General features: G+C 58.5%; 13 protein-coding genes. 8 read left to right on the forward strand and 5 right to left on the reverse strand.

Annotated elements, in window-relative coordinates; all coding sequences use genetic code 11:
• Positions 1-5 precede the first annotated feature (5 nt).
• Together ACR0LZ_RS06035 and ACR0LZ_RS06040 are read right to left on the reverse strand one after the other, a co-directional pair.
• Positions 6-749: a metallophosphoesterase family protein gene (locus ACR0LZ_RS06035; protein ID WP_480748878.1), complete on the reverse strand. Its 744-nt coding sequence runs from the start codon at positions 747-749 to the stop codon at positions 6-8.
• Positions 750-792: 43 nt separating this feature from the next.
• Complete coding sequence (locus ACR0LZ_RS06040; protein WP_480748879.1) at positions 793-1,737, reverse strand: LysR family transcriptional regulator; 945 nt, start codon at positions 1,735-1,737, stop codon at positions 793-795.
• A 96-nt stretch (positions 1,738-1,833) separates the two neighbouring features.
• Between ACR0LZ_RS06040 and ACR0LZ_RS06045 the strand changes: the two genes are divergently transcribed.
• On the forward strand, positions 1,834-2,220 hold the full coding sequence (locus ACR0LZ_RS06045; protein WP_480748880.1) for a hypothetical protein: 387 nt from the start codon (positions 1,834-1,836) through the stop codon (positions 2,218-2,220).
• 60 nt (positions 2,221-2,280) lie between these two features.
• Here the strand turns inward: ACR0LZ_RS06045 and serA are convergent, their stop codons facing one another.
• On the reverse strand, positions 2,281-3,876 hold the full coding sequence (serA, locus tag ACR0LZ_RS06050; protein WP_480748881.1) for a phosphoglycerate dehydrogenase: 1,596 nt from the start codon (positions 3,874-3,876) through the stop codon (positions 2,281-2,283).
• Between the two features lie 96 nt (positions 3,877-3,972).
• Complete coding sequence (locus tag ACR0LZ_RS06055) at positions 3,973-5,127, reverse strand: phosphoserine transaminase (RefSeq protein WP_480748882.1); 1,155 nt, start codon at positions 5,125-5,127, stop codon at positions 3,973-3,975.
• Positions 5,128-5,498: 371 nt separating this feature from the next.
• On the opposite strand from ACR0LZ_RS06055, the gene serB reads away from it, so the two are divergent.
• The 4 genes from serB (at position 5,499) to ACR0LZ_RS06075 (ending at position 7,526) form a co-directional block, all read left to right on the forward strand.
• Positions 5,499-6,377 (forward strand): phosphoserine phosphatase SerB, encoded by an 879-nt coding sequence (gene serB / locus ACR0LZ_RS06060; RefSeq protein ID WP_480748883.1) that lies wholly within the window; start codon positions 5,499-5,501, stop codon positions 6,375-6,377.
• A 65-nt stretch (positions 6,378-6,442) separates the two neighbouring features.
• Positions 6,443-6,772: an ArsR/SmtB family transcription factor gene (locus tag ACR0LZ_RS06065; RefSeq protein WP_480748884.1), complete on the forward strand. Its 330-nt coding sequence runs from the start codon at positions 6,443-6,445 to the stop codon at positions 6,770-6,772.
• On the forward strand, positions 6,760-7,188 hold the full coding sequence (locus ACR0LZ_RS06070) for an SRPBCC family protein (RefSeq protein ID WP_480748885.1): 429 nt from the start codon (positions 6,760-6,762) through the stop codon (positions 7,186-7,188). Before ACR0LZ_RS06065 ends, ACR0LZ_RS06070 begins: the two co-directional genes overlap by 13 nt.
• Positions 7,189-7,211: 23 nt before the next feature.
• The gene (locus ACR0LZ_RS06075; protein WP_480748886.1) at positions 7,212-7,526 is read left to right on the forward strand and encodes a YciI family protein; all 315 of its coding nucleotides are present in this window, start codon (positions 7,212-7,214) and stop codon (positions 7,524-7,526) included.
• Between the two features lie 19 nt (positions 7,527-7,545).
• Here the strand turns inward: ACR0LZ_RS06075 and ACR0LZ_RS06080 are convergent, their stop codons facing one another.
• Positions 7,546-8,541: an asparaginase gene (locus ACR0LZ_RS06080; protein ID WP_480748887.1), complete on the reverse strand. Its 996-nt coding sequence runs from the start codon at positions 8,539-8,541 to the stop codon at positions 7,546-7,548.
• Positions 8,542-8,717: 176 nt separating this feature from the next.
• On the opposite strand from ACR0LZ_RS06080, the gene ACR0LZ_RS06085 reads away from it, so the two are divergent.
• From ACR0LZ_RS06085 to pncA, 3 genes are all read left to right on the forward strand, one after another.
• Positions 8,718-9,251 (forward strand): invasion associated locus B family protein, encoded by a 534-nt coding sequence (locus ACR0LZ_RS06085; RefSeq protein ID WP_480748888.1) that lies wholly within the window; start codon positions 8,718-8,720, stop codon positions 9,249-9,251.
• A 151-nt stretch (positions 9,252-9,402) separates the two neighbouring features.
• Positions 9,403-10,428 (forward strand): trans-3-hydroxy-L-proline dehydratase, encoded by a 1,026-nt coding sequence (locus ACR0LZ_RS06090; protein ID WP_480748889.1) that lies wholly within the window; start codon positions 9,403-9,405, stop codon positions 10,426-10,428.
• A gap of 90 nt (positions 10,429-10,518) precedes the next feature.
• The gene (gene pncA / locus ACR0LZ_RS06095) at positions 10,519-11,112 is read left to right on the forward strand and encodes a bifunctional nicotinamidase/pyrazinamidase (protein ID WP_480748890.1); all 594 of its coding nucleotides are present in this window, start codon (positions 10,519-10,521) and stop codon (positions 11,110-11,112) included.
• Positions 11,113-11,114: the final 2 nt, after the last annotated feature.

The raw sequence follows: 11,114 nt of genomic DNA on the forward strand, positions 1-11,114 counted from the left end.
GAAACTCACCTGCGAAAAGGAAATTCTTTCAGCGCCTGGCGACCCCGTTTCGTCAGCAACCAGCACTCACGCCCCTCGAAAACGGCGCAAGCCAATGGCCGCCCATATCCTGCACCAGCGTCAAGGTTGACACGGTTGCCCCGATGTTCTGCATGCTTGGCCGGCGTATGACCGTGCACCACTAGCCATGGATGTTCACGCAGGTCTTCCAGAAACTCGTGCCGTATCCAGATCAGGTCATCCTCAGTTTGCTGTTCCAGCGGCACCCCGGGACGAATACCGGCATGAACGAACAGCAGATCACCGTCACGGTGATAGTTTACCAAGCCGTCCAAAAATCGCAGATGTTCTTCGGGAACCGCCTCGCGCGCCTGCTCATGGATCTGGAAAATTCGGCTGTCTTCACTCAGGTGCACGCCATAAGAGGCCAGCGTTTCGACCCCGCCCAGGCGTTCGTGCAGCCAGTGATGGCCAACCAGCAAGCGGTCATCGTTGGCCGGATAGTCCTGCATGAAAAGCGAGAACATCCGGTCATGATTGCCCCGCAACATGATCCAGTCCCGGCCAGCCCGCTGGCCTTCGATCAGCAAATCCAGCACTCCCCGGCTGTCCGGGCCCCGGTCGGTATAGTCACCCAGAAAGACCACACGCGCATTCGCGCCGCCATCCGACTCGATCCGGGCCAGTGCGTCCTCAAGCATCGTGCGCTGACCGTGAATGTCGCCGATTGCATAAATGGGCTGTGGCAAATTGGTTCTCCGCAATTTTCCCTTTTATTGAACGAGTTGGTTCTCAGAAGGAAGGGGAATGATCCAGGCGCGCCATCAGCATTGCAATCTGGTCACGCAACCACACATGCGCGGGTGTGTTGGTCGTGCGCTTGTGCCAAACCATCATGATGTTCACCGGCTCGACGTCGATAGGCGCCTGATACAAGTCAAGTCCGACACGCGGTGCGACCCGTTCTGCAAGTTGATGTGGCATCAACGCAATCAGATCGCTTTGCGATACCGCGTTGTAGACGCCTGAAAAGACCGGCATGGTCATGGCGACCTTTCGGGTCCGTCCAACCTTTTCCAGCGCCGCGTCGCCTAATGCCTTCAGGTTGCCCTCGGGGGAAAACAGAACATGCTGCAAGTCACAAAACAGTTTGAGCGGAATTATATCACCCGGGCTTAGGCCACTGGCGGCAAGTCTTGGGTGTCCCTTTCGCGCAATGACGACGAAATGCGAACGGTGCAGAAAACGCGACCCGACCCAGTCAGGAAATCCGGTTCGCGGCAGTATCGCAATGTCGACTCCAAACTGATCCAGCGAATGAACATAGTTGTCTGGCACCAGATCCACCAATTGCACTCTCATGCGCGGCGCATGATGGGACAGATGATCGGCCAACTGAGGCAGCAGCATTTCGGCATAAAAATCGCTGCCTGAAATCTTGAACCGGGCGTCGGAGAGTTTCGGGTCGAACCCCTTTGGGCCGGTCAGCAGGGTTTCCGTGGTTTCCAGAAGTTCCCTCAACGGAGCCTTCAGGCTTCTGGCATAGTCCGTCGGTACCAGCTTTCTGCCCTTGCGTATGAAAATCGGGTCGCCCAGCGCGTGCCGCAGTCGCCCCAAAGCAGCCGAAATTGCCGGTTGCGACAAACCGATACGCTTTCCGGCCAAGGTCGTTGATCCGGTTTCAAGCAGCGCATCCAGAACGCGCAGCAGGTTCAGATCGAAGCTTCTGAAATTCATGGTGTTAATATGTATAATAGTATCAATAAATTTCTCATATCAAAAAAGCCGGTGCAGGATCCGCCTGAATGAAACGGGCAGGCCAACGGAGGGGTCATGAAGGGCATAGCGTATTGGTTCATGGTTATAGCGGTTGTTGCCGCATTGTGCGGGATGGCATGGGGCATTCACATGGCGGCGAGTCAGGATCACACCCTGTCACCTGCACATGGACATCTGAACTTGCTGGGATGGGTCAGTTGCGCGATTTACGCGTTCTATTACCACCTGGTTCCCGAAGCGGCCCAAGGACCGTTGCCGCGCCTACACTTAGCGCTGTCATTGGCGTCCCTGGTGATCCTCGCGCCGGGAATCGCGCTGGCCATTCTCGGGCAAGGCGATGGTATGGCCAAGTTGGGATCAGTTCTTGCGTTGGCTGCGATGGCAAGCTTTGGCTTTATCGTCATTCGCACCGCTCGGGTAGCGCGAGAGATCCACGTATGAGAGTGGGAAGCCGAGTGTGAAAACGCCGCCTGGTGGGGCGGCGTTTCCGCAGTTGGTGTATCAGGCGACGTCGAACTCCAGCGGCTTGATCTGGGTAAACAACCCGGTTTCGGCCAGCTTGGCCCGCGCCTCGGCCGGAACCTGTTCATCAACGTAAAGCAAGGCAATCGCCTCACCCCCTGCCGCAGCGCGACCGAGCGTAAAGTTGGCGATGTTGACGCCATGCTCGCCCATGGTTCCACCCAAAGTACCGATGATGCCGGGGACATCCTCGTTGGTGGTATAAAGCATGTGCGCGCCGACCTCGGCATCGATATTGATACCCTTGATCTGGATGAACCGGGGCTTGCCATCAGAAAACACGGTGCCCGCAATCGAACGTTCTCGTTTGTTGGTAACCACTGTTACCTTGATGTAGCCATCGAATGACCCGGACTTGTCCTGATTGGTCGTCGAAATCTGAATCCCGCGCTCTTTAGCCACGACCGGGGCCGAGACCATGTTCACCTCGGGGTTCGATTTCTTCATGATCCCCGCGACCAGCGCACAGTTGAGTGCGGCAAGGTTCATCTCCGAGGCGACACCATCGTATAGGATGTTGATGGCCTTGATCGGTTCATCGGTCATCTGGCCGACAAAACTGCCCAGATGGCCCGCAAGCTTGATCCACGGCCCCATGACCCTGGCTTCTTCCGCCGTCACGCTCGGCATGTTCAAGGCATTTTCCACCGCACCTGTCAGCAGATAGTTCGAAATCTGCTCAGCCACCTGCAATGCCACGTTTTCCTGTGCTTCGGTCGTGGCGGCGCCCAGGTGAGGCGTGCAAACAACGTTGGGCAGATTGAACAACACATTGTCCTTTGCCGGCTCTACACTGAAAACGTCGAATGCTGCCCCGGCGACATGGCCGGATTTCAGCAGGTCAGCCAGCGCCTCTTCGTCCACCAGTCCCCCGCGGGCGCAGTTGATGATGCGCACGCCCTTCCTGGTTTTTTCCAGGTTTTCGCGACTCAGGATATTGCGCGTCTGATCGGTCAACGGCACGTGAAGCGTGATGAAATCGGCGCGCTTCAGCAACTCGTCAAGCTCGACCTTTTCGACACCCATCTTGTCCGCTTTCTCGTCGCCGAGATAGGGATCATAGGCGATCACTTTCATTTTCAGGCCATGCGCCCGCTCACAGACGATGCCGCCTATGTTGCCAGCGCCGATGACACCCAACGTCTTGTTGGTCAGTTCGATCCCCATGAACTTGGACTTTTCCCACCTGCCCGCATGGGTCGAGGCGCTGGCCTCGGGGATCTGACGTGCGACCGCAAACATCATCGCGATTGCATGTTCGGCGGTGGTGATCATGTTGCCAAAGGGCGTGTTCATCACGATCACACCTTTCTTGGACGCGGCATCCTTGTCGACATTGTCGGTGCCGATCCCGGCGCGACCAATGACCTTGAGCTTGTCGGCTCTTTCCAAAATCTTTTCGGTCACCTTGGTGGCCGAACGGATGGCGAGGCCGTCATATTGGCCGATGATTTCAGCCAGTTTTTCCTTGTCCTTGCCCACGTCGGGCAAGAAATCCACGTCGATTCCGCGGTCGCGGAAGATCTGAACAGCGGTTTCGCTCAGCTTGTCGGATACGAGTACTTTGGGGGCCATTTCAGTTGGTCCTTTGAATTCTTCAGGGGGTAGCGGGCCGAAACCCGCCTTACATTAGTGATGGGGTAGGCCGGGCTACAGCCCGGCACATGAAACTCAAGCAGCTTGGGTCTGCGATGCAATCTCGGCCTCGAACGCCCATTCCAGCCACGGCAGCATCGCCTCGATATCCGAGGTTTCCACAGTACCGCCGCACCACACGCGCAGGCCCGCAGGCGCGTCGCGATAAGCGCCTATATCCAGCGCGATATTCTCGGCCTCAAGCCGTTTGGCCACCGCCTTGGCGAATGCTGCGCCGTCCCGGATGCGATCATCGGTGAACTTCAAACAAACCGATGTATTCGAGCGCGTGGCGGGGTCTTCGGCCAGATTGGCGATCCAGTCATGACGGTCGCAAAAGGCGTGGATAGCATTCGCATTGGCGTCCGCACGCGAGATCAAACCTTGCAGCCCACCAACGGAACGCGCCCAGTCCAGCGCGAACAGATAATCCTCGACCGCCAGCATTGACGGCGTGTTGATCGTGGCCCCCGTAAAGATGCCTTCGATCAGCTTTCCGCCTTTGGTCAGTCGAAATATCTTGGGCAGGGGCCATGCAGGCGTGTAGCTTTCCAGCCGTTCGACAGCGCGCGGAGAAAGTACCAGCAACCCATGTGCCGCTTCGCCGCCCAGAACCTTTTGCCAGCTGAAAGTGGTCACATCCAGTTTGTCCCAGGGCAGGTCCATCGCAAAGGCGGCAGAAGTCGCGTCGCAGATGGTCAGGCCCTGACGATCATCCGCAATCCAGTCGCCATTCGGAACCCGCACGCCCGACGTCGTGCCGTTCCACGTAAAAACCACGTCATTGGCGAAATCGACCGAGGTCAGATCGACGATCTTTCCGTAATCCGCGGTTTTTACCTCGGCATCGACCTTGAGCTGCTTGACCACATCGGTCACCCAGCCGGAGCCAAAGCTTTCCCAAGCCAGCATTTCGACCTTGCGAGCGCCCAGCAGCGACCATAGCGCCATCTCGACAGCACCGGTATCCGAAGCGGGCACGATGCCGATGCGGTAATCCGCCGGAATACCGAGAACCTCGCGAGTACCATCAATGGCAGCTTTCAGCTTGTCCTTGCCGATTGCGGCGCGATGCGACCGGCCCAGTGCGGCGTCGGCAAGCTTCGTCAGATCGAATGTGGGGGGTTTGGCGCAGGGGCCAGAAGAAAAGCGCGGATTGGCCGGCCGCGTTGCCGGTTGAGCGATAGTCATAGGTGTTACCCTTCCAGATATACGCCCCTCGTTGGGGAGGGGTGTCCCGCGGTTAGAGCTATTGCGCCGCAGCGCGGCAGGCAAGTGCGAAAGCGGCCGAAATCGCCGCTTTGGAACTCATTTCCGACGCGTATCGGCTACGATCGGAAACTTGCGTTTCTTGATTGAAATTCGAACAGCAGTCAGGCCTCCCGACCCAACCGGCCTTTCGGCCGCAAAAAAATTACTTTATTGCAATCTCTTGCACTCAAAACTCCGGCATTGCTCCACATTTCATTTGGCTCACAGGCTTCGGTGTCCAGCTTACAACTGCTCTCTGGTGAAATTTCTGCGCCTGCGCTATGCGGCTTACCCAAGACAGGAGATCCCGAATGCATATCGCCACGTTGCTGACCAATCCTCAGAACCCGATCCTTGAGGCCGTCTTGGTCGAGTCGTTGCGCAATGCATGGGGCGGGGGCGAGGCAGTCTGGCTGAATCCCGGCGTCGCAGCCGAATTTCAGTTGGCCAACATACCGGTCAATCACTGGGATATCTGGGCCGAGATGCAGGGCCTTGGCGTCGACCTCGTGATCCAGCCAGCACAAGGTCGCCGCAAGAAAATGCTGCTTGCAGACATGGACAGCACGATGATTCAACAGGAATGCATCGACGAACTGGCGGACGAAGCAGGCGTGGGCGATCACGTCAAGGACATCACTGCGCGGGCGATGAATGGTGAGTTGGATTTCGAAGGCGCACTGATCGAACGGGTCGGTTTGCTGGAGGGTCTGGATGAAGGCGTGATTGCCAAGGTTCTGAACGAGCGGATCACGTTCATGCCGGGTGGGCGGGAACTGGTTGCGACCATGCGCGCGAACGGGGCTTATGCTGCGCTGGTGTCTGGCGGCTTCACCGCCTTTACAGCGCACGTGGCGGCAACCCTTGGGTTTGACGAGAACCGGGCCAATACCCTGCTTGTGGCCCAAGGCAAGCTCACCGGGGGCGTTCAGCGCCCGATTCTGGGGCGCGAAGCCAAGATACAAGCGCTGCACGAGATCACCTCCCAATTGGGCATTGCCACATCCGATGCAATTGCCGTCGGCGACGGCGCCAATGATCTGGGCATGCTTGGCCTTGCTGGCACGGGTGTAGCCCTGCACGCCAAACCATCAGTCGCCGCGCAATGCGACGTGCGGATCAATCACTGCGACCTGACGGCCTTATTGTATCTGCAAGGCTATTCCTCTGACCAGTTTGTGGTGAAATGAATGTCACGAGTCTGCATCGGCTGAATTCCCTTTCCATTATTTAACTTTTGTGTTAAATAATGGATATGACGAACCTGTTTCCCATATTTTCGGCCCTGTCCGACCCGACCCGATTCGCAATCATCGAGCAATTGATGGAACTGGGCGAACAACCCGCCGGAGACCTGATCGAAGGCAAAGGCATGTCTGGTGCTGCCATTTCGCGCCACCTCAAGGTTCTGCGCGAGGCCGGTTTGATAAACCAACGCGTCAACGGAACCCAGCGGTTGTACTCTGTCCGCGCCGAGGGCCTGCGTGCCATCGCCGAGTGGACCATTTCGAAACGGCAATTCTGGGAATCCAGCCTCGACCGTCTGGGCGAACTAATCGAAAGGGAAAACACATGGCCGACCTGAGATTGAAGCGGGATTTTCCCGTCAGCCCGGAAACCCTGTTCGCCTGGATCAGCGACGGCGCCAAGCTTGTGCAATGGTGGGGGCCCGAAGGGTTGCACGTTCCCAAGCACAATCTGGATTTCACCCGCACCGGTCCCTGGTTTTCGGTGATGGTCAACGGCGAGGGGCAAGAATTCAAGGTTTCGGGTCAAGTCACCCATGTGAATCCTCCGACCTCGGTTGGTTTTACCTGGGGATGGCATGACGAAAACGATCAGCGCGGCGATGAAAGCCACGTGATGCTGACGGTTGAAGCAACTCGGACCGGATCGCGGCTGGTGCTGGACCATCGCGAACTCGGCGACGACGAGCTCAGCGCACGCCACGAAGAGGGCTGGACATCCTGCCTGCGCAAGCTCGAAGCCAATCTGAACTGATTTTCACCAAGGGAGGTAAAACAATGCCGGAATTCATTTTTGCCTATCACGGGGGCAAGACCCCGGACACGCCGGAAGAAGGCGAAAAAGTCATGGCTGCATGGAAGGCCTGGTTCGAAGGCATGGGAGAGTCGGTCGTCATTCCCGGCGCACCCGTCGGCATGTCCAAGACCGTAAGCTCAGGCGGTATCGCGGATGATGGCGGCGCCAATCCGCTTTCGGGTTATTCCGTCGTCAAAGCGGCGGATATCGGCGCGGCAACGGAAATGGCCAAGGGCTGCCCAATGGTGGTGACCGGAAACGGCTCGGTCGAAGTGGCCGAGATCATGGAGATGTAAAGTTCCGCCAGATCGGCCGTCAGATGAACCCGGCGGCCGGTTTTATCACTCCGCACTCGATACCCCGGCGGCTGTACTGCGTCGCATTCAGGTACTTTCGAGTTGCCGGATGGTTCGCATCCAGAACGCCCAGATCAACCAGAATGGCCGCAATCGCGCATTCACTGGCCCGTGTCGTGCCATCGGCGATTTTCACCGCCACCCCCATCCTTTTTTCCGGAATGATCGCGACATAAACCGCTTCGGCCCCGGTCTTGATCGCCACGCGCCCGTCCATTGCGCGCATGAGTTCGGTACAGGCTTTGCCTTCGCCCGCCACCAACTCGGGATGCTTGATCATCGCGCCGACAAGTTGTTGAGCAGCATCGCTTTGCCGGTCAGACCGGTCAGCGGCCGACGCAAACCACGCCATCGATCGCGCAAAGCCTTTTAGAGAAGTCTGAAAGTTCGGAGCAGAACAACCATCAATCCCGTATCCCGGGCTGGTCTCGCCCGTAACTTCCTCGAATGCGGCCAAACAGGCTTGCTGTACCGGATGATCGATTTCCACGTATTCCGGCCCGGCCCCCATGTGCTGCGCCAGCGTCAGAAATCCCGAATGCTTGCCCGAACAGTTGTTGTGGATCTGGCAAGGCGTATCGTCAGCCAGAATCAGACCGTCCCGCGCCGCCATGTCCGACGGTTCCTGCGGGCCGCAGCGCAGATCCGTCTCGCCCAGCCCCAGATGATCCAGCCATGCGTTCACGCGGTCGGTATGGATCGCCGCGCCGGTATGTGACGCGCAGGCCAATGCCAGATGTTCGGGCCCCAACCCATATTTCGCCGCCGCACCGGACGTTACCAACGGCAACGCCTGAATCATCTTGGCGGACGAGCGGGGATAGATCGTGGCATCGGGATCACCCCAGCTTTGCACGATCTGACCGCTGTCGTCGCATATCACCGCATGCCCCAGATGCAGGCTTTCAAGCAGCGAACCACGCCACACTTCTGTCATCGGTACCGGATGCGTCACGACGTCCCTCATTTTCCTGCGCAAAATTCTGCCAATCGCCCTTTCGCCCATGGCGAAATCTGCGTTAGTGTGTGTATGTCGGCAAATGATGGGCAGCGCAATATGAGACAGGCCGCAAAGACCTGCATGCGCGCCCGGATAACTTGAGGTAGAAGTCGGGCTAGGAGGCTGGACAAATGGGATCAAAGCTCGTCCGCATAATTGCGGGCCTGTGCATGGCCGGAATGGCCACCACCGCAATCGCTCAGCAAGCGCAAAGCACCAACCGGGTCGCCGCCAAGACCGACTGGAGTGTTTTCGTGGAAAGCGACCCAACAGAATGCTGGAGCGTTTCGGCGCCCAAGGAGACCGTGAACACCCGTGGCGGCCGTGTCGTATCGGTACGACGCAGCGATATCTTGCTGTTCGTGTTCTTCCGGCCAGAAAAAGACGTAAAGGGGCAGGTGACCTTTACTGGCGGCTATCCGTTTGCACCGGGATCGACAGTGAACCTTGTTGTTGATGGCACCGAGTTCGAGCTGATCACGGATGGCGAATGGGCCTGGCCCGCCACCCCGGCCGAAGACCTTAAGGTCGTGACCGCCATGAAACGCGGCTCCGAGGCGGTTCTGACCGCGCGCTCGGCTCGCGGCACGCAGACCAAGGACACGTTCTCTCTGCTTGGGTTCACAGCCGCCGTCGAAGATGCCGAGAAACGCTGCGCAAACTGATTGCAATCAGCAAAACACAGGAAAGCCCCGCCGATCCGGACGGGGCTTTTTTGTTTCCCGGTCCCGAAAAAGATTGCGTCCTCCGGCGGGCACAGGGCACTTTCGACCCGGCCAGACCCGGGCCGCTTCGGGTTTCCCAAAGGAAGTTCACATGCGCAGCAGCAAGACAATTCACGTCATCTCCGCCCATGCCGAAGGCGAAGTCGGCGATGTCATCGTCGGTGGCGTGACTCCTCCGCCGGGTGACACGCTGTGGCAGCAACGATCGTTCATCGCGCAAGATCAGACGCTGCGAAACTTCGTACTCAACGAACCGCGCGGTGGTGTATTTCGACATGTGAACCTGTTGGTGCCCCCCAAACACGCCGACGCGGATGCCGCTTTCATCATCATGGAGCCCGAAGACACGCCGCCGATGTCGGGATCAAACTCGATCTGCGTGTCGACTGTGCTTTTGGACAGCGGCATCATTCCGATGCAGGAACCCGTGACCGAACTGGTGCTGGAAGCGCCGGGAGGCTTGGTCCGGGTGCGCGCCGATTGCCGGAACGGAAAGGCCGAACGCATCCATGTGCAGAACGTCCCCAGCTTTGCCGACAAGTTAGGCGTACCGCTCGAAGTTCCGGGACTGGGAACGATCACCGTCGACACCGCCTATGGCGGCGACAGTTTTGTGGTGGTGGATGCCGCCGCGTTGGGGCTCGAGATCATCGAATCCGAAGCCAAGCACATCGCCCGTTTGGGCGTGGCCATCACCAATGCCGCGAACGAACAACTCGGGTTCTCGCATCCAGACAACCCCGATTGGAATCACATCTCTTTTTGCGCCTTCTGCGGCCCCCTTTCCACTACGGACAGCGGGCTGACTGGAAAATCTGCCGTTGCCATCCAGCCGGGCAAGGTCGATCGGTCACCGACCGGAACGGCAGTATCGGCAAGACTGGCGCTGATGGCCGCGAAGGGGCAGATCGCACAGAGCCAGACCTTTGAAGCGGTGTCGATCATTGGTTCGCGCTTCACCGGCAGGATCGTCGGCACCACGCAACTTGCCGATCGCCCCGCAATCATTCCCGAGATTTCAGGCCGCGCCTGGATCACCGGCATCCATCAGCACATGCTGGACCCCGAAGACCCCTGGCCCTCAGGCTATCGCCTCAGCGACACATGGGGCGCATAGATGCCGAACGACACCCGGCAAGGCGTTTCGGAACGTTGACGCCGGACAAGGCGCCGCTTACCCCTGAATAAACAACCCGGAGACCCGCACATGACCCATGCCCTGCTCGTGATCGACGTTCAAAACGATTTCTGCCCCGGCGGTGCGCTTGCGGTGCCGCAAGGGGACGAGGTCATCGCGCCCATCAACGCCATGATGAGCCGGTTCGATGCGGTAATCCTGACGCAGGACTGGCACCCGGCAGGCCATTCCTCCTTCGCCAGCTCACATTCCGGCAAAACTCTGTTCGAGGTGACAGAGATGCCATATGGTCTGCAGGTTCTGTGGCCCGATCATTGCGTTCAGGGCACCGGCGGCGCCGCGTTTCACCCCGAACTAAGAACAGATGCCGATCTGATCCTGCGCAAGGGATTTCGCGCGGCCATCGATAGCTATTCCGCTTTTTTCGAAAACGACCACACAACGCCTACCGGGCTTGAAGGCTACCTGCGCACGCGCGGGATCACCGCCCTGACGATGGTCGGGTTGGCCACTGATTTCTGCGTCAATTACTCGGCCGTGGATGCAGCGAAACTGGGGTTCGACGTCACCGTGAAACTGGACGCCTGCCGCGCAATCGACCTGGACGGCTCACTTGCCGCCGCTCACGAGGATATGCAGAATGCGGGCGTCCGCCTGGAGTAAGG

Source organism: Ruegeria sp. CI1 (assembly GCF_056536925.1).